Annotated in this window: 18 protein-coding genes; 8 read left to right on the forward strand and 10 right to left on the reverse strand. The window is 64.1% G+C overall.

All coding sequences use genetic code 11. The annotated features are described in order from the left end of the window. Window positions 1-172 precede the first annotated feature (172 nt). Window positions 173-529: an Hpt domain-containing protein gene (locus THIMADRAFT_RS18805; RefSeq protein WP_007194680.1), complete on the reverse strand. Its 357-nt coding sequence runs from the start codon at window positions 527-529 to the stop codon at window positions 173-175. Between the two features lie 174 nt (window positions 530-703). Between THIMADRAFT_RS18805 and cysM the strand changes: the two genes are divergently transcribed. The 4 genes from cysM to THIMADRAFT_RS18825 all read left to right on the forward strand — a co-directional run bounded on the left by cysM (window position 704) and on the right by THIMADRAFT_RS18825 (window position 4,416). Beyond that, window positions 704-1,594: a cysteine synthase CysM gene (cysM, locus tag THIMADRAFT_RS18810; protein ID WP_007194681.1), complete on the forward strand. Its 891-nt coding sequence runs from the start codon at window positions 704-706 to the stop codon at window positions 1,592-1,594. A gap of 51 nt (window positions 1,595-1,645) precedes the next feature. Continuing rightward, window positions 1,646-2,971 (forward strand): 23S rRNA (uracil(1939)-C(5))-methyltransferase RlmD, encoded by a 1,326-nt coding sequence (gene rlmD, locus THIMADRAFT_RS18815; protein WP_007194682.1) that lies wholly within the window; start codon window positions 1,646-1,648, stop codon window positions 2,969-2,971. A gap of 426 nt (window positions 2,972-3,397) precedes the next feature. Further along, window positions 3,398-3,865, forward strand: coding sequence for a CYTH domain-containing protein (locus THIMADRAFT_RS18820; protein ID WP_007194683.1), 468 nt, complete (start codon window positions 3,398-3,400; stop codon window positions 3,863-3,865). Window positions 3,866-3,888: 23 nt separating this feature from the next. Further along, a complete protein-coding gene (locus tag THIMADRAFT_RS18825; RefSeq protein ID WP_040732436.1) occupies window positions 3,889-4,416 on the forward strand; it encodes a L,D-transpeptidase in 528 nt (175 codons plus the stop codon). A gap of 109 nt (window positions 4,417-4,525) precedes the next feature. Here THIMADRAFT_RS18825 and THIMADRAFT_RS18830 read toward each other — a convergent pair whose 3' ends face one another. The 3 genes from THIMADRAFT_RS18830 to grxC are packed head-to-tail and all read right to left on the reverse strand — an operon-like array spanning window position 4,526 to window position 5,700. Continuing rightward, the gene (locus THIMADRAFT_RS18830) at window positions 4,526-4,993 is read right to left on the reverse strand and encodes a hypothetical protein (protein WP_007194685.1); all 468 of its coding nucleotides are present in this window, start codon (window positions 4,991-4,993) and stop codon (window positions 4,526-4,528) included. A gap of 7 nt (window positions 4,994-5,000) precedes the next feature. Then, window positions 5,001-5,414, reverse strand: coding sequence for an RNA-binding S4 domain-containing protein (locus THIMADRAFT_RS18835; RefSeq protein ID WP_007194686.1), 414 nt, complete (start codon window positions 5,412-5,414; stop codon window positions 5,001-5,003). Further along, a complete protein-coding gene (gene grxC / locus THIMADRAFT_RS18840; protein ID WP_007194687.1) occupies window positions 5,407-5,700 on the reverse strand; it encodes a glutaredoxin 3 in 294 nt (97 codons plus the stop codon). Before grxC ends, THIMADRAFT_RS18835 begins: the two co-directional genes overlap by 8 nt. Before the next feature lie 116 nt (window positions 5,701-5,816). Between grxC and pepN the strand changes: the two genes are divergently transcribed. Both pepN and lptF read left to right on the forward strand, forming a co-directional pair. Continuing rightward, window positions 5,817-8,474 carry an aminopeptidase N gene (gene pepN, locus THIMADRAFT_RS18845; RefSeq protein WP_007194688.1) on the forward strand — a complete coding sequence of 886 codons (2,658 nt, stop codon included), beginning with the start codon at window positions 5,817-5,819 and terminating at the stop codon, window positions 8,472-8,474. 153 nt (window positions 8,475-8,627) lie between these two features. Then, on the forward strand, window positions 8,628-9,758 hold the full coding sequence (gene lptF, locus THIMADRAFT_RS18850; protein ID WP_007194689.1) for an LPS export ABC transporter permease LptF: 1,131 nt from the start codon (window positions 8,628-8,630) through the stop codon (window positions 9,756-9,758). 26 nt (window positions 9,759-9,784) lie between these two features. On the opposite strand, the gene THIMADRAFT_RS24955 is transcribed toward lptF, so the two are convergent. The 6 genes from THIMADRAFT_RS24955 to THIMADRAFT_RS18880 all read right to left on the reverse strand — a co-directional run bounded on the left by THIMADRAFT_RS24955 (window position 9,785) and on the right by THIMADRAFT_RS18880 (window position 15,197). Continuing rightward, window positions 9,785-10,360 (reverse strand): bacteriohemerythrin, encoded by a 576-nt coding sequence (locus THIMADRAFT_RS24955; RefSeq protein WP_007194690.1) that lies wholly within the window; start codon window positions 10,358-10,360, stop codon window positions 9,785-9,787. A gap of 379 nt (window positions 10,361-10,739) precedes the next feature. Next, window positions 10,740-11,543, reverse strand: coding sequence for an ABC transporter permease subunit (locus tag THIMADRAFT_RS18860; protein WP_007194691.1), 804 nt, complete (start codon window positions 11,541-11,543; stop codon window positions 10,740-10,742). Beyond that, window positions 11,540-12,460, reverse strand: coding sequence for an ABC transporter permease subunit (locus THIMADRAFT_RS18865; RefSeq protein ID WP_007194692.1), 921 nt, complete (start codon window positions 12,458-12,460; stop codon window positions 11,540-11,542). The genes THIMADRAFT_RS18860 and THIMADRAFT_RS18865 overlap by 4 nt, the downstream gene beginning before the upstream one ends. A gap of 39 nt (window positions 12,461-12,499) precedes the next feature. Continuing rightward, on the reverse strand, window positions 12,500-13,636 hold the full coding sequence (locus THIMADRAFT_RS18870) for an ABC transporter ATP-binding protein (protein WP_007194693.1): 1,137 nt from the start codon (window positions 13,634-13,636) through the stop codon (window positions 12,500-12,502). Window positions 13,637-13,657: 21 nt separating this feature from the next. Further along, on the reverse strand, window positions 13,658-14,761 hold the full coding sequence (locus tag THIMADRAFT_RS18875; protein ID WP_007194694.1) for a polyamine ABC transporter substrate-binding protein: 1,104 nt from the start codon (window positions 14,759-14,761) through the stop codon (window positions 13,658-13,660). Between the two features lie 145 nt (window positions 14,762-14,906). Further along, a complete protein-coding gene (locus tag THIMADRAFT_RS18880; protein WP_007194695.1) occupies window positions 14,907-15,197 on the reverse strand; it encodes a hypothetical protein in 291 nt (96 codons plus the stop codon). Window positions 15,198-15,541: 344 nt separating this feature from the next. On the opposite strand from THIMADRAFT_RS18880, the gene THIMADRAFT_RS18885 reads away from it, so the two are divergent. After that, window positions 15,542-16,531: a MerR family transcriptional regulator gene (locus THIMADRAFT_RS18885; RefSeq protein ID WP_007194696.1), complete on the forward strand. Its 990-nt coding sequence runs from the start codon at window positions 15,542-15,544 to the stop codon at window positions 16,529-16,531. 95 nt (window positions 16,532-16,626) lie between these two features. Then, window positions 16,627-18,216 (forward strand): imidazole glycerol phosphate synthase HisHF, encoded by a 1,590-nt coding sequence (locus tag THIMADRAFT_RS18890; RefSeq protein ID WP_007194697.1) that lies wholly within the window; start codon window positions 16,627-16,629, stop codon window positions 18,214-18,216. The last annotated feature ends 13 nt before the right edge of the window (window positions 18,217-18,229 follow it).

Raw genomic sequence — 18,229 nt, forward strand, 5'->3', positions numbered from 1 at the left:
AGGGGGACCTCCCGGGCGGCGATACTCATGCCTGAATGGCTGTGCCGATGGCCGTGACGGTTCTTTGCAGTATCCGGGAGCGTCAAAAATCGTCGGAATGTTTCGAAACTGCGTCACTGCTCGATTGTCTCGGGGCTCGGAGCAGGGCAGATCTGCGTCGAACAGACCCTCGTCAGACGCGTAACGTTTCGGCGAGACGATTCGCTTGGGCCTCGACAGCGGCGAAATCTTCCAACACGAGATCGGCATCGCCGCGCCGTGCCGTGCGTTCCAGCGTTTCGATTGCGTCGTCCAACGCCGGTACGCCGCAGTATCGGGTGGCGCCGCGAACCTGATGCGCGTGCTCGGCCAGAGCGCTCCAATCGGCCTCCGCGATGCAGGCACGAAGCGCCTCGATCTCGGCAGGTAATCCCGCCAACAAGACGTCCAGCAGCTCGCGAGCGAGATCGGCATCGCCGCCCGCACTCGCAAGCGCAGCGGCGTCGTCTCGAGCAGGCAAGCCGTCAAAGTTGGAGCCTTGATCCATCATGCGCACCGCCGTCCGAAAAAGTTCACGACCCGCCCGGTACTCTAAGGGCATTCGGCCCGGAACGTCCAGACGGAGACGACCGAGCGCTGTTGCGGCTTGGTCGATGCCCGATGCTGGTGCAGAATGAGCACAGCCAACCCCGTCCCCCCGGCGCGACGCCGATGTGAGCAGAAGATGTCCTATCCAACGATCGAAGACTTCGTCGGCCATACGCCGCTCGTGAGACTCCAGCGTCTTCAGGGCGACACCGGCAACCTCATTTTGGCCAAGCTCGAGGGCAACAATCCCGCCGGGTCGGTCAAAGACAGACCGGCTTTGAACATGATCCGTCGTGCCGAGGAGCGCGGGACCATCAAACCCGGCGATACGCTCATCGAGGCAACGAGCGGCAACACTGGAATCGCGCTCGCCATGGCGGCAGCGATCAAGGGTTATCGGATGGTTCTGATCATGCCCGAGCACATGAGCTTAGAGCGACGCGGCGTCATGCGAAGCTTCGGGGCAGAGATCATCTTGACGCCCAAGTCCGGAAGCATGGAGGCGGCAATCGATCTAGCCAATGCGATGGAGGCCCGCGGGCAGGGGATCCGGCTCGATCAATTCTCGAATCCCGACAATCCGGCCGCTCACTACGAGTCGACGGGTCCGGAGATCTGGCGCGATACCGACGGACAGGTCACGCATTTCGTCAGCGCGATGGGGACGACCGGCACCATCATGGGCACCGGACGGTACCTCAAGGAGCGCAATCCCGCGATCCGGGTCGTGGGCGTCCAACCCGAGGAGGGTTCAAGCATCCCCGGGATTCGACGTTGGCCCGAGGCCTACCTGCCGAAGATCTTCGATCCTGCCGGTGTGGACCGCGTGATCGACGTCTCTCAGGAGCTCGCGGAGCAGACCGCCCGCGCGTTGGCGGCGCGGGAAGGGATCTTCGCCGGGGTCTCCTCCGGTGGTTGTATCGCCGCTGCATTGAGGCTCTCCCGGGAGGTGCGTGATGCAGTCATCGTGGCGATCGTTTGCGACCGCGGCGATCGGTATCTCTCGACCGGGGTCTTTCCGGCCTAGGGCCGACCGCGGTTGTTTCCGTTTATAGCTTGAGTGTCGAGGACGCAGTCCGTGTCGAGAAAACGCAAACCACTTCCGCAGGAGCCTGTCGAGGCCGAGATCGAGGGCCTTACGCACGAGGGTCGCGGATTGGCGCACTTCGACGGCAAGGCGGTCTTTGTCGACGGGGCGCTGGCGGGGGAACGGGTGCGTTTCCGGTACACGCGCATCCAGCGTCGCTTCGACGAAGGTGCCGTCGTCGAGGTGCTGCGAGCGTCGCCGGAGCGCGTGGTGCCCAAATGCAGCCATTTCGGCATCTGCGGGGGTTGCAGCCTGCAGCACATGGAGGCAGGTGCCCAGATTCGCGCCAAGCAGGACAGCCTTGCGGATGTGCTCGCGCGCATCGGGAAGGTGACCCCGCAGACCTGGCTTGAGCCCTTGACGGCGGGCGCCTGGGGGTACCGGCGCAAGGCGCGGCTCGGCGTGCGTTATGTGGCGAAGAAGGGCCGAACCCTCGTGGGTTTTCGCGAGCGGGGCAATGCCTTCATCACCGACATCGGTCGCTGCGAGGTACTTCACCCGAGTGTCGGGGCGCATCTGCAGGCGATCGGGGCCGCCGTGGATGCCTTAAGCATCCGCGAGCAGGTGCCCCAGATCGAGGTGGCGATGGGCGACACACCGCCGGTCTTGGTGTTCCGTGCCTTGAGTCCGCCGAGTGCGGCGGACTTGGGCGTGCTCGAGGCGCTCGGCGAGAGCGAGGGTTTCCATATCTATCTTCAGGAGGCTGGCCCGGAGAGCATCCGGCCGCTGCCCGGTCAGGGGATCGCCCTGCATTACGAGCTGCCCCGCTACGACCTTCGGATCGAGTTCGAGCCGACCGACTTCACCCAGGTCAACCTGGAGCTGAATCGATCGATGCTCGACCAGGCGTTCGCACTCCTGGATGTCCAGGCCGACGAGCGGGTTTTGGACCTCTTCTGCGGCGTTGGCAATTTCACCTTGCCGCTCGCCCGTCAGGCCGAGACGGTGGTCGGGGTGGAAGGCGACGCCGGCTTGGTGGCACGCGCGCAGGCGAACGCCCTCTTGAACAAGATCGGGAACGCACGTTTCTATATGGCTGATCTTTACGGCGCGCTCGATCAGGAGCCCTGGTCGCGCGAGGGTTTCACCAAGGCACTGCTGGATCCGCCCCGCAGCGGCGCGCTCGAGGTGCTCGACTGGCTGCCGCGGCTCGGGGTAGAGAGGGTGCTCTATGTCTCCTGCTATCCGACGACCCTTGCGCGCGACGCCGATCGTCTCGTCAATGGGCTTGGATATCGGCTGGTTTCGGCAGGGGTTATGGATATGTTTCCGCAAACGGCCCATGTGGAGTCGATGGCCCTGTTCGAGCGTTGCTGAATCGCGTCCTCGCCGCGGCATTCGGCGCTGTTGGTTCGGTGCGAGTGTGTGTCCGACCCGCATGGTCGGAGCCGACGCGATTCAGGAATTTTCGGTAGGGTGCATGGGGCATCACCCGGCCGGCGAGCCACCGCATGAATTAGGATCGTCAAGGCTGCCTAACCCTTCGCATGAAGCACGCTTTGCGCGAAGAAGGCGTTGTTCGTCACTCTGGCCATCGTGGCGCGGAGCGCCAAGGGGCATGCGTGGCACCGCAGAGCGGGTGTCACGAGCGAGTGATGTCTTGGGTGGCCGGTCTTACCCGCGAGGCCGCGAAGAAATTGACGAATTCCGGTTCACTTTTAAGCCGCGCCGACGAAAAGGCTTCTGGTCGCTCGCGGCATGCGAGTCCCGATCGTTTTATTGTGTTCACTCCGGGCGCGGTTTATGGGCCTTGAAATCGAGCGTAAATTTCTGGTGAAGAACGCGTCTTGGCGCAATGCCGTCGAGGACCGCAAGCCGATCCTCCAGGGCTATCTGGCGGAGGCGGGGCGGGCTACGGTCCGTGTAAGAACGAAGGGTGATCGCGGATTCCTGACCATCAAGGGCAGGACCACGGGTGTGACCCGCTCCGAATTCGAGTACGAGATCCCGATCGACGACGCTCGGGCCATGCTGGAGACCTTGAGCAGTCTGCCGGTCATCGACAAGGTGCGTCATCGGGTGCGGTGCGGCGGCCATCTCTGGGAGGTCGATGTCTTTGCCGGCGAGAACGCCGGGCTGGTACTCGCCGAGATCGAGCTGGCATCCGAGGACGAGTCCTTCGAGCTGCCGGATTGGGCCGGGGCGGAGGTGTCGGACGATCCGCGCTATTACAACTCGAACCTGGCGCGCCATCCATTCTGCCGTTGGTGAAGCGGGTGCGGTGCAACGAAGATATGTGGTGGCGCTCCAGACACGTCCTGATCGATATCGACCGCCAGGCCCTCGGCCTGTACGAGGGTGCGCGTCGACTGGGCGAGTATCGGATATCGACCGGGCTGAAAGGTGTGGGGGAACAGCACGGTAGCGGCTGTACGCCCCGGGGGCTGCATCGCGTGCGCCTGCGGATCGGCGACCACTGCCCGATCGGGACTGTCTTCCGCGGGCGTCGACCGACCGGCGAGATCTACGACGAGGCGTTCGCCGCGCAGCATCCGGGACGCGATTGGATCCTGACCAGGATCCTCTGGTTGACCGGGTGCGAGTCGGGCCGCAACCGCGGCGGCTGCGTGGATACCCTGCGCCGCTTCATCTACATCCACGGCTGCCCGCAGTCCGAGCCGATGGGTGTCGCGCGCTCGCACGGCTGCATCCGCATGCACGACCCGGAGCTGATCGAGCTCTTCGACCGTACGCCTGCCGGGACGCATGTCCTGTTGTTTGGGACGGGTGAGCCCAAAGCGCGCCCGGTACGGTATGCGTAATTTTTTGGAGTGGCTTGGCCGCGCCGGCTCCGACGACTGTCGGAGCCGGCGCGGTTCAACAGGCGCAAAGGACGCAAAGGACGCAAAGGAAGACAAGAAAATGCGGTGGTTATTTGGGGGCGTCGGATCCACGCCGCCTTCGGCGCGCTCGATAGGCCGCAATCTGCTGCATGATCTGCGGAAACGGCAGATGCTCGAGGGCGCCGAAACGCGCGATGGCGGCGAGGAGCAATTCGCGCACGTCGGCGATCTCGGCGGGGGCCGGGGCCTCGGGATCGAGTGCGACGGCGATTCCCCGCAACCCGCCGATCTGCAGGCGCATCGCCTTTGCATAGGGCAGGGTGCGCTGCTGCTCGCTGGTCTTGAGCGCGAATCTGGCCTGTCGACGCAAGAGGTCGAGTAGGGCGACGCAGGTCTCCTGTGCCTCGTCGGAGCCGCAATGCACGCCCTCGCGCTCGGCAATACAGAACTTCTCGGCCTCCGAGCAGCTGCACTGATTGGTCAGGATGCCTTTCTCGAACGCGCAGTAGCGCTCGTTGATGGCGCGATAGGTTCGACGAAAGGCATCGCTGTCCAAGTGGCTTTCAACTCCCGGAGTCAGTAGGAATCTTGAAGCGCTGAATCAGGCGGCGATCGCGCTTGGTGGGTCGCCCGGAGGTGTCGCCTGCACCGACGCCGGTGTCGCGGCGCTCGCGCACGATCTCTTGGCGTTTAAGTCGACTTGCCTCCTCCTCGCGGTAAAGCAAGGCCGCTTCGGTGGCCGAGCGGCGTTGCTTGCTCAGGCCGAGGACCTCGACGTCCCAGACGAGGCCGCCTTTTTGGATCTCGATACGGTTGCCGATCGCGATCGCCCGTGCCGGTTTGGCGCGCAGCGCGTTGACCTTGATCTTGCCGCCGTTGATGGCCTCGACGGCGAGATGTCGGGTCTTGAAGAAGCGTGCCGCCCAGAGCCACTTATCCAGACGGACGCCTTCCGGCGCGCCGCTACCCTCACTCATCGGGACCTCCGGGGTCACCGCCTTGCGCATCGCCGGGGGCGAGTAAGGGATCGAGCTCGCCGCGGGCATCCAGCATTGCGAGGTCGTCGTAACCGCCGATGTGGAGATCGTCGATGAAGATCTGCGGCACCGTGTGCCGGCGGCTGCGCCGGCGCATGATGGCCATCTGCTCGCGGTCCCGGTCGACCGAGATCTCTTCGAAGTCGACGCCCTTGCGCTGGAGCAAGTGCCGGGCGCGGGAGCAGTAGGGGCAAATCATCGTGGTATAGATAGTGATATGGGGCATCTCGGCCTTCACCTTACAGGCGGTGGACGTTCAACGACGGTTTGGAGATGATGGCGAAGCTTCGCCGTCCGGGGTACCGGCCGTCAACCCGACCTTGAACCTGGAGCAGCATCATCATGTACCGCGACACGCCGCACCCGATCCATCGCAGAGACTATCGTCCGCCCGAGTTTCTGATCGACCATGTCGAGCTCCGATTCGATCTGGATCCGGACCGCACACGGGTCGAGGCGAGCTTGGAGGTGCGCCGGAATCCAGCGGCAACTCGCGGCGACGGCACGCTCAGGCTCCACGGCGAGCAGCTGGATCTGGAGGAGGTGGCGATCGACGGACACAGACTCGCGCCTGCCGAGTACCGGGTGGAACCCGATTCGCTTACGCTGCAGCGGGTTCCGGACCGTTTCCGGCTCGACACCCGTGTGCGCATTCATCCCAACCTCAACACCGCCCTCGAGGGGCTTTACCAGTCCGGCGACATGCTCTGCACCCAGTGCGAGGCGGAGGGTTTCAGGCGCATCACCTATTTTCTGGATCGCCCGGATGTCATGGCCCGCTATCGAACCACGCTCATCGCCGACAAAGGACGCTTCCCGGTACTCCTGTCCAACGGCAACCGGGTCGAGGAGCGCGAGCTCGTGGATGGCCGCCATCTCGTGTCCTGGGAGGACCCGTTTCCCAAGCCCAGTTACCTCTTCGCGCTGATCGCAGGTGATCTGAGCGCGATCGAGGATCGCTTTACGACGGCGTCAGGCCGTGATGTCGTCCTGCAGATCTTCGTCGAGCCGCACAATCTGGACCGATGCGACCACGCGATGCAGTCGCTCAAGAAGGCGATGCGGTGGGACGAGGAGCGGTTCGGTCGGGAATACGATCTCGATGTCTACATGATCGTGGCGGTCAGTCATTTCAACATGGGGGCCATGGAGAACAAGGGCCTCAACGTCTTCAACGACAAGTTCGTGCTGGCCCGCGCCGATACCGCCACGGACGAGGACTTTCAGGGTATCGAGGGCGTCATCGCGCACGAGTATTTCCACAACTGGAGCGGCAACCGCATCACCTGCCGTGACTGGTTTCAGCTCAGCCTCAAGGAAGGCTTCACCGTCTATCGCGATCAGGAGTTCTCGGCCGACGTCGGTTCGCGCGGCGTAAAACGTGTCGCCGACGTACGCCTGCTTCAGGCCCATCAGTTCCCCGAGGACAGCAGCCCGATGGCGCACCCGGTGCGGCCCGATTCCTATTTCGAGATCAACAACTTCTACACCGCGACCGTCTACAACAAGGGCGCCGAGCTGGTGCGGATGCAGGCGACCTTGCTCGGCCCCGAGCTCTTCCGCAAGGCCACCGATCTGTATTTCACGCGGCATGACGGCCAGGCCGTGACGACGGATGATTTCGTCCGTTGCATGGAGGACGTGAGCGGGCGCGACCTCATGCAGTTCCGTCGCTGGTACTCCCAAGCCGGGACGCCGCATCTGCACATCGAGGCCGCCTACGACGCAGAGCGCGCGACCTACAGCCTCCTGATTCGCCAAGCGATCGCGCCGACACCGGGCGAGCCCGACAAGGATCCGCTGCATCTTCCGCTCGCGATCGCCCTGCTGGATCCGCAGGGACGGGAGCTGGCGCTTCGCCTCGAGGGCGAGCCGAACGCAGGGGAGCCGGGAACACGGATCCTTGAGCTGCGCGATTGGGAGACCCGCCTGTGTTTCGTGGATGTTCCCGTTCGCCCCGTGCCCTCGCTGCTGCGTGGATTCTCCGCTCCGGTGCAGCCGAGGTTCGACTACGGCGACGATGACCTGCTCCTTCTCTTGCGTCACGACAGCGACGGTTACTCCCGCTGGAATGCCGCGCGCATCCTGATGCAGCGTGTCCTCTCGACGATGATCGCGGATCCCGAGGCCGAGGTTCCGGGGCGCTTCGTGGAGGCATTTCGCGGCGCCCTCACCGATCCGGAGACCGACAAGGCCCTGCTGGCCGAGGTCCTGACCCTGCCCTCCGAATCGTTTCTCGGAGATCAGATGGAGACCGTCGACGTCGATGGGATTCATCGTGCAAGGAACACGCTTCGAGAGATCCTGGGAGAGCGGCTCGTCGAAGAGCTGTTGAGCGTTTATCGCGACAACGCCGACGTCGAGCGCTATGCACCGACACCCGATGCGATCGGCCGGCGTGCGCTCAAGAACCTTGCCCTGGGATATCTGATGGCTGCGGGAGACGCCCGGGCGCTGACCCTGTGCCGCGCCCAATTCGCGGGTGCCGGAAACATGACCGACGCGATCGCCGCGCTGCGTCTGCTGGTGGATCACGGCGGCGAGGATGGCACCTCTGCCCTCGAGGCGTTCCACCGGCGCTGGTCCAAGGAGCCGTTGGTGATCGACAAATGGTTCAGTGTCCAAGCGACCAGCAGCCGCGCAGGAACCCTGGGCATCGTGACCGGCCTCCTGCAGCACCCGGACTTTTCGCTGCGCAATCCGAATCGGGTACGCAGCCTCGTCGGCGCCTTCTGCACCGCCAATCCGGCCCGCTTCCATGCCCGCGACGGCGGCGGATATCGATTCCTCGCCGACCGAGTCCTGGAGCTGGATCCGCTCAATCCGCAAATCGCGGCGCGGCTGCTCAAGGCGCTCATCCGTTGGCGCCGATACGACGCGGGCCGTCAGGCGCTGATGCGCACCGAGATCGAGCGCATCCTCGCGGCCGAGGAGCTCTCCAGCGATACCTTCGAGGTTGCCTCCAAGGCGTTGGAGGATACGGAGCATCCGGCCCGATGATCCTCGACGGCCCTCGATGGCCTCCGGACGACTCCTTGGGCGATTTCCGGGAGTGACCATCCCGGCCGTGCGGATCACCAACGCTTGCCGGGCGCCTAAAGCCGCCCTTTCTTCTTGGTCCATGCTTTCCCGGACATCATCTTAGAGAAGGACATGATCGGAATCGTCGATCGCTATCTGCTGTCGGAAGCGACCAAGGTCTTCTCCGCAATTGTGGCGATCCTGGTTCTGGTGGTTGCGAGCATGCTTTTTTTGCGCACCCTCGAGGAGGTCAACGTCGGAGCGCTGAGCGCGCATCTGGTGATCAACTTCCTTGCCTTTCAGGTTCTGCGCGATATGCCCAACCTGTTGCCGCCGGCGTTTTTTCTGGCGCTGCTGGTGACCTTGAGCCGATTCTCGCGCGACAGCGAGCTGATTGCGATGAGTGCCTGCGGCATCGGCCCGCGCCGGGTGTTGCGGGCGTTGCTGATCCTTGCCGTGCCGGTCGCTGTGGTCACCGCCGGGATCTCCTTGTTTCTGCAGCCTTGGGCTGCGGCCGGGATCCATCAAATCCGGATGCAACAGAAGGAGCAGGCGGCACAGATCGCGGGCCTTCAACCCGGTCGGTTCTATCTCGAGCAAGGCGGTGAGCTGGTCCTCTATATCGGCGACATCGACCGCCGGCAGTCGCTCGGCGATGTCTTTATCCTCGACCGTCGCGAGGATGTTGCCCGGCTGGTGGTGAGTCGGGGTGGGCAGCATCGCATCGAGGGGGAGACGGGCGACCACATCGTGACCCTATCGAGCGGGCACCGCTTCGACGGCGATCCGGGGTCGGCCGCCTTCATGATCGGGGAGTTCGAGGAATATCGTGTTCGGATCCGGTCGTCCGACGCCGCGCCGGGCGTGATCTCCAAGCGTTCCACCACGCCTTCGCGTGAGCTCTTGGCGTCCCCCGAGACGGCCGACCGCGCGGAGCTCGAGCACCGGCTTGCGGCGCCCCTGGCGATTCTCGTCCTGACTATCGTCGCGATTCCGCTGGTCGCGCTCTCTCCTCGTCAGCGCAGCTCCGGGCGGCTCTTTCTTGCGTTCTTGGCCTATTTCAGCTTCTTCAATCTGCAGCGTCTCGCTGAAAACTGGCTGGCGACGGGGGTCACCCCGGTGTGGTTGACGAGCTTCTGGTACCAGGCCGTGATCCTCGGCATGGTTTATCTGCTCTTGCTCCCCGAGAGTCTTTGGCTCAAGCGTCTGATCGCGCGCCTGTCGGGCGCGTCGAACGGCAGGCTCGGCGCACAGCCCGGTTAGCCGCAGCGCTCACGGACGTCACCGCCTCAGGGTCGCGTCGCCTCCGCGTATGCACGGGCGAGACGCCGGTCCTCGGCAACGAAGTGATCGAAGCACCACTGTTTCACCCACTGCAGGGACTCCTGGCCGAAGGCGTCGCCGTGCTCGCGAACGACTTGTCGGTGCAGCTCGGTCAGCTCCGCCAACTGTAGGCTGTGCTCGCATTTGTGGGTTTGGAAGTCGTCGTAATCGATCGACAGCATGATGGCTTCCTCGCGCTCGAAATGATGCCTCAGGTGGCTCAAGAGTGCCTCGAAACGCGCGAGGGGCTCGCTCTGGGCGGTGTTCTGCTCCAGGCCATCGCCGGTTCTGCCTCGATCATGCCGGGCGCCCGGTTGGCTGGCGAGCAATGCATTCACCAGGGTGACGAGCCGGCGATGGTCCGCGTCCAATGCGGGAATACCCATGCACCATTCGTCCCGCCACATGAGCGGGGTCTGCACCGGCCCCTCGAGTCTCCTCGACGGCTGGTTGTCGCGCGACGCTACCGCCGCCGCGAGCCGATCCGACTGCGCCTGGCCGACGGCCGGCGCCCCGGCAACGTGAGGCGTATCTCGATTCATCATAACCTCCGCGTAACCTCCTCGACTGCGGCCGATGGATTCGAGGGGTTGCTGAAGGGAACCCTATGCGAGGTAGGTACCCTCTCAGCCGAATCCGTATGGCCGTCGTGATCAACATCTCGACCGGAAGGCGACACGCGCATGTTCCGATCTCCTCGCCCGGCGCGCTCGGTAAAAGGCCCACCCCTCGACAGCCCCACGAGTGCGGTCGACACCATAAAGCGGGATGCCGGGGTCGATCCTTATCCTGAATCAATTCGACAATGGGTTTCCGCGCTCTGCTCGAACCGTTCGGCTGCGGTGCCGCCGCGTGGTTGGAAACCGTTCGGCAAGACGTCCGGCATCGGATTTTCAGCACACGCGTTTTGCTGAAACCAACTCACCGCACCTCGCGGCCCCGGCGCATCAAGATCCCCGCAATCACGACCGCCAGCGTGACGACCGCGACGATGATGGTCGCCAGGGCGTTGATCTGCGGGGAGACCCCCATGCGCACGCTCGAATAGATGACCATCGGCAACGTCGTCGAGCCGGGCCCCGCGACGAAACTGGCGATGACCAGATCGTCGAGCGAGAGCGTGAAGGCGAGCAGCCAGCCCGAGAACAGGGCGGGCGCGATCAGCGGGAGTGTGATCGTCAGATAGACGCGCAGCGGGCGGGCGCCCAGATCCATGGCCGCCTCCTCGAGCGAGCGGTCCATCTGGGAGAGGCGCGCGCGCACCACCACGGCCACATAGGCCATGCTGAAGGTGACATGGGCGATCGTGATGGTCGTAAAGCCGCGACCGCCGGGCCAGCCGATCGTTTGTTGCATCGCGACGAAGAGCAGCAGCAGCGAAAGCCCGATGATGACGTCCGGCATCACCAGCGGTGCGGTGAGCAGCAGCTCGAATCCGGTGCGTCCGCGAAAGTTGCGATGGCGCACCAGGGCGTTGGCCGCAAGGGTCCCGAGCACGACCGCCAGGGTCGCGTTCACGGCGGCGATACGCACGCTCAACCAGGCGGCATCGAGCAGTTGCCGGTTGCGCAAGAGCTCGCCATACCATTTGGTCGAGAATCCGGTCCAGACGGTCACCAAGCGCGACTCGTTGAACGAATAGATGATCAGCAGCAAGATCGGCACGTACAAAAAGGCATAACCGAAGGCGAGCAGGGTCAGCAATGGCCAGCGTCGGCGCCTCATGGACGGCTTCCCTCCATGCGCTGCTGCAGACGCTGCATCATCACGAAGGGAACGACCAGCAGCGCAAGCAGCAGGATCGCCAGCGCCGAGGCGAGCGGCCAATCCTTGTTGGAGAAGAACTCGCTCCAGAGCAGCTTGCCGACCATGAGGCTCTCGGGTCCGCCGAGCAGATCCGGGATCACGAACTCCCCCACCACCGGTATAAACACGAGCATGCTCCCGGCGACGATACCGGCCATCGAGAGCGGCAGCGTGACCCGCAGGAAGGCCCGCATGGGACGGCAGCCCAGATCCGCGGCGGCCTCGAGCAGGCTCGGGTCGAGACGCGTGAGATTGGCGTAAAGCGGCAGGATCATAAAGGGCAGATAGGAGTAGACCACCCCGATATAGACGGCCGTCTGGGTATGCAGGATCGCCAACGGGGTGTCGATCAGGCCTAGCCAGATCAGCGCATCGTTGAGGAGCCCGTTGGGCTTGAGGATCCCGATCCAGGCGTAGACGCGGATCAGGAACGAGGTCCAGAAGGGCAGGACGATCAGCATCAGCAGGGTAATCCGCCAGCGCTCGGGGGCGGTTGCGATGGCATAAGCCATCGGGTAGCCGAGGAGCAGACAGAGCAGGGTGCAGATGACGGCGACTTGGAGCGAGTTGAGCAGGGCGCTCAGATAGAGGTCGTCCTGCGCAACCATCATGAAGTTGCGCAGATTGATCTCGATGCGCAGCAAACCTTCGTCGACCCACTGCCAGAGCGCGGTGTAGGGCGGCTGAGCGAGCGCAGGCTCCGCCAGACTGATCTGCAGCACGATGGCGAAGGGCAGCAGGAAGAAGAGCCCCAGCCACAGGTAGGGGATGCCGATGTTGACCAGTCGACTCATGCGACGGTGGCGGACGGATGCGCTGGGAAGCGGTGCGGGCATGGTGCTGCTCGGTTGCGGTCCGATCTCGGACCGGGGCGGCTACTCGGTCAAGACGACGCCGCTGGTCGGCGACCACTCGATGGCGACCTCTTGCTCCCAGGTCAGGGCCTGCTCGGTGCGCGGTTGGACATTGGTCAGCGTCATCTCGACCAAGGCCCCGTCGCCGACGCGGATGCGATAGATGGATACGTCTCCGAGATAGGCGATGTCCTCCACCCGGCCCTTGAGCTGATTGACGCCGTCGTCTCTGAAGTCCGCACAGAGCCGCATCTTCTCGGGTCTTACCGCGACCGTGACCGGGGTGCCGAGCACCATCGGATGGAAGGCACGCATGCGCATGGGTCGGCCGACCCGGGTCTCGACCAGGACCTGATTGCCTTCGGTCGCAACCACCTTGCCCTCGAACAGGTTGATCGAGCCGATGAACTCGGCCACCAGACGACAGGTCGGGAACTCGTAGATGGCGGTCGGGGTGTCGACCTGCATGATCTGACCGGCATCCATGACCGCGATGCGCGTGGACATGGTCATGGCCTCTTCCTGATCGTGCGTGACGGTCACGAAGGTGATGCCGAGACGCTCCTGCAGGTTGACCAGCTCGAACTGAGTGTTTTCGCGAAGCCGCTTGTCGAGCGCACCGAGCGGCTCGTCGAGCAGCAGGAGCTTCGGGTGCTTGGCCAGACTGCGGGCGAGCGCAACGCGCTGGCGCTGTCCGCCCGAGAGCTGATCGGGCCGACGCTTACGCAGCTCGGTGATCTTCAGCAGATCCAGCATCTCGCCGACACGTTCGCCACGCTCGCGCCTCGGCATCCGATCCTGCTTGAGCCCGAACTCCACGTTCTGCTCCACGCTCATGTGCGGGAAGAGGGCGTAGGACTGGAACATCATGTTCACCGGCCGCGAATAGGCCGGGACATCCGTGACATCCACCCCGTCGATGTAGATGCGTCCGGCGCTCGGATACTCGAGCCCCGCGAGCATGCGCAGCAGCGTGGACTTGCCGCAGCCCGAGCTTCCGAGCAGCGAGAAGAACTCGCCCTGGAAGATCTCGAGACTGACGTCGTCTACGGCATAGACGTCACCGAACTTTTTGGTGACCCGGTCGATGCGCAGATAGGGAACTGCCTTGGGATCCTGCCAAGGCTCAAGCGAGCGCCGCTCGGCGAGCGTAGCCATCGGCGAGATCCCCGATCCAGCTCAGCGGTTCGCCTTGAGGCGCGTCCAGAGACGGTTCAGATCCCGGATCTCACGATCGCTGCGCTCGGACGGCACGAACAGACGCTCCTTGACCTCGGTCGGCGGATAGATGGCCGGATCCTCCCGAACCGCGTCGTCCAACAGCGGCGTGGCGGCAAGGTTGGGGTTGGCATAGTAGACCTCGTTGGAGACCGCGGCGATGGCGGCGGGCTGCAACATGTAGGCGATGAAGGCATGCGCCGCGGCCGGATTGGGCGCGTCCTTCGGGATCGCCATGACGTCGGTCCAGACCGCCGCGCCTTCGCGCGGAATGACATAGTCGATGACCACGCCTTTGCCTGCCTCTTCGGCGCGCGACTGCGCCTGAAAGACATCGCCGGAGTAGCCCATGGCGACACACAGATCGCCGTTGGCCAGATCGCTCATGTACTGGGAGGAGTGGAAGTAGCGCACATGCGGATGGATCGCCTTGATCAACGCCGAGGCGGCGTCGAGATCGTCCTTGTCGAGACTGTTCGGATCCTTGCCCAGGTAGGCGAGGGCGGCGGAGTAGACCTCGGTGGGGTCGTCCAGCAAACTGATCCCGCAATCGCCGAGCTTGGATGCCGTCTCGGGATCGAAGACCAGTGCCCAGGTGTCCAGGTCGGCGGTCTCGCCCAAGGCGGCCTGGATCTTGTCGCGATTGATGCCCAAGCCCGAGGTTCCCCACATGTAGGGCACCAGGTGGGCGTTGTCCGGATCGATGTTCGCCAGCTGGCTCATGATCGCCGGGTCGAGTCGGTCCAAACCCGGGAGCTTGGACGTGTCCAGCGGCAGGTAGAGGTCGGCCTTGATGTGACGTGCGGCGAAGGGGCGCGCGGTCGGAAAGACCAGATCGTAGCCGCTGCTCCCGGCGAAGAGCTTCGCCTCGAGGACCTCGTTTGAATCGTAGACATCCAGGCGCGGCTTGATGCCGGTCTCGGATTCGAACCCGGAGAGCGTGTCCTCGGCGACGTAGTCGCTCCAGTTGTAGAGATGGAGGGTCTCGTCCGCGAGGGTGACCGGCGAAATCATCGGTACGGCGAGTGCGGAAACAAACAAAAAGGCGGTGGAAGTCCGTTGCATACAGTCCCCGGGGGAATGACGTTGGGGGTGAGCCGAAGATCGGCCTCGACAGGGCTGCAATGCTACTTCAGATTGAAGCGGTATGCGTCGTTTGTTGGATCGGCTTGGCCGCGCGAGCTCCGACGACTGTCGGAGCTGGCGCGGTTTAGACGCGCGTCGAATCACCCTCGACAGACAGAGCGTGCAATTCGATTCGCAAACCGGATCCGTAGCGTCCGGTCGCCTCGTCCTTCGCCTTCTGTACAGCGGTCACGATCGAAAGTGCTTGAAGGACATCGCCTTGGGATAGATCTCGCGCGTCTCGACGGTAACTGTCGATGCTCCTCAAGAAGCCTTCGACCAATCTCGCGACATCCTCGTAAGAGCGGGTATCCGGGTGGAGCGGGATGTCGACGTCAAAGGTGTTGCGGATTGCTCGAGTCTGCTGCAGATGCATGACGGTTTCTCCTGCTTGTCGACATGGAAGGGGAAGGTCGGGATGTCTCGTTCGGTCTGCCTGGCTCGTTCTGCCGAGATCCGCATGCGGGGTTCGTCGGCATCAGTCATGGACAAGGCTTGGACAAGGGCGGTCACAGTCCCACCTTGCGCTGAACCCAATATGCGCTCTGCGGACCGTTTCGCCACCGCCGGCGGGTTTCTACTCAACGCTTCTCTCCCTGATGAACCGATATTGACCAACTTTCATAGTCGACATTAGGCGCGTTTTTGGCGCTTGTCAAGGCTAAAACATAAACAAAATATGAACAACAACCCCAAGCTTAGGATCACGAGGAGATCGCATTGACCGACCAGGACGCTGCCTTACCGGGTCACACCTACCGCATCGGCGCCGTATCGCGGCTGACCGGGGTTCCCGCCGATACGCTGCGCGTCTGGGAGCGTCGCTACAGCGTCGTCTCGCCGCTTCGGTCGGAATCGGGTACCCGCCTTTACGGGCCCGACGATGTGAGTCGATTGACCCTCATCAAGCGGTTGGTCGACCGGGGCGATGCGATCAGCAGTGTCGCGAACCTCAGCCTCGATCAACTGCGCGAGCGAATCCGCGGAACGGACCTCCCCGAGACGACCGGCGCGCCGGAGCGCCCGTGCCGCGTATTAGTGATCGGCTCTTCGCTCGCCGAGCGCTTCAGGCGCGAGAACCCGATCTCGGGGGACATCGAAATCGTGGGGCTCTTCGGGTCGCGCCGGGCGTTTCTCGCGGCGGAGCCGCCGCCGCCGACACCGGATGTGGCCGTGATCGAGTACCCCACGATCCAAGGCGACCAAGTGCGCGAGATCGGCGAGCTGGTCGCAAAGTCCGGCGCTGCCCGCGCGATCCTCGTCTACAGCTTCGCAACGCGCTCGACCATCGAGCGGCTCGATGCCCGAAGAATGATCCCCAAGCGCGCGCCGGTCGAGCTGCATGAGCTGCGGCACTGGTGCGCGGGCGAATTTGGGAGGGCGCCCGCCCGGGGCAGCGAGGAGCCTGCTCTGGACCTGTCCTTGCCGATCCCGCAGCGACACTTCACCGACGCGGATCTGCTTCGGATCGCCGCCGCCTCGCCGAGCGTGCGCTGCGAGTGCCCGCATCACCTCGTCGATCTGGTGCTCTCCCTGAATGCCTTCGAGAGCTACAGCGCCGAATGCGAGGATCGCAACGCGGAGGATGCAGCACTGCACGCCTATCTGCATGCGGCGACTGCGCAGGCGCGGTCCATGATGGAGGTTGCACTTGCGCGCGTGGTGGCGGCCGAGGGGATCGAGCTCGCCAACCCGGACGGAGAAATCTGAATCCGATAGCCCGATAGCGCTAAGATAGCGGTTTCGTCCGCGGGTCGAGCCACCCGCGTATCCGATATCAACACGACCGCTTCGGATTCAGAGCCATGATCTCCCTGCTCGACTACGGCGCCGGAAATGTGCGGAGCATCCGCAACGCCATCCACTCCTTGGGCTTCTCGCTGACCGAGATCGAGAAGCCGGCGGATATTCTCAAGGCGGAGCGGCTGATCTTCCCCGGCGTCGGTTCCTTCGGGGCGGCGATGCAGCGTCTGCATGCGCTGGGCTATCTCGAGCCCTTGCGCGAGTATCTCGCCGCGGGGCGACCCTATCTGGGGATCTGCATCGGCCTGCAGGCACTCTTCGAAGGCAGCGACGAGTCCCCCGGCGTGCCCGGGCTCGGGATCATTCCGGGGCGGATACGACGCTTCGACGCGGGCGCACTCGCCGTTCCGCACATGGGATGGAACGACGTGCGCGTCGAGCGCGACTCCCCCTTGTTCGCCGACTACGCCGGAGAGAAGCTCTACTTCGTGCATTCCTACTATGCCGAACCCACCGCCGAGAATCGGGACTGGCAGCTCGCCAAGACCGACTACGGTCGGTCGTTTCTCAGCGCGGTGGAGCGAGGACGGATCTCCGCGGTTCAGTTTCACCCCGAGAAGAGCGCAAGCGCCGGGTTGCGGCTGCTGCGACGCTTTCTCGGCGGCGAGGATCGCCCGCTCCCCGAGACGACCCCCTCCGTCGATCGCAGTCCGACGCATCTGGCCAAGCGCATCATCGCCTGTCTGGACGTGCGCACCAACGATGCCGGTGATCTGGTCGTGACCAAAGGCGATCAGTACGACGTGCGCGAGGCCGGCGAGGTCCGCAATCTCGGCAAGCCGGTTGCGCTGGCCCAGCGCTATTACGAGGAGGGCGCCGACGAGATCACCTTCCTCAACATCACCGCCTTCCGTGACTTCCCCTTGGAGGATCAGCCGATGCTGGAGATCCTCGAGCGCACCTCGGAGCGCGTTTTCGTTCCGCTCACCATCGGCGGGGGAATCCGTGCCTTTCGCGATGCCCGCGGGAAGGACTATTCCGCATTGGACGTCGCCGACGCCTATTTCCGCTCCGGTGCCGATAAGATCTCGATCGGCTCGGATGCGGTCGAGGCCGTCGAAGGCTATCGGCAACGAGGAGCCAAAGACGGCAGCACGGCCATCGAGCAGATCGCCCGGGTCTACGGCAACCAGGCCGTGGTCATCTCCATCGACCCGCGTCGCGTCTATGTCCGCACGCCCGAGGAGACGCCCCATTACACCGTCGAGACCGCTGTGCCGGGACCCGATGGCGAGCGCTACTGTTGGTTTCAATGCACGATCAAGGGCGGACGCGAGGGTCGCGACGTCGATGCCGTGGAGCTTGCGCGGGTCTGCGAGATCCTGGGAGCAGGCGAGATCCTGCTCAACTCGATCGACCGCGACGGCACGGGCGCGGGCTTCGATCTCGAGCTGATTCATGCCGTCAGATCGGCCGTCGGTATCCCGGTGATCGCCTCGAGCGGCGCAGGCTGTGTCGAGCACTTTGCGGAGGTGTTTGACGCGACCGATGTCGAAGCCGCGCTGGCCGCGGGGATCTTTCACCGGCGCGAGGTGCCGATTCAGGCCGTCAAGGCCTATCTCCTCGCCCGGGGGATCGAGATCCGAGCCTGATGGGAAGGGGGCA

Origin of the sequence: Thiocapsa marina 5811, from assembly GCF_000223985.1 — a bacterium.
GTDB classification, from domain to species: Bacteria; Pseudomonadota; Gammaproteobacteria; order Chromatiales; family Chromatiaceae; genus Thiocapsa; species Thiocapsa marina.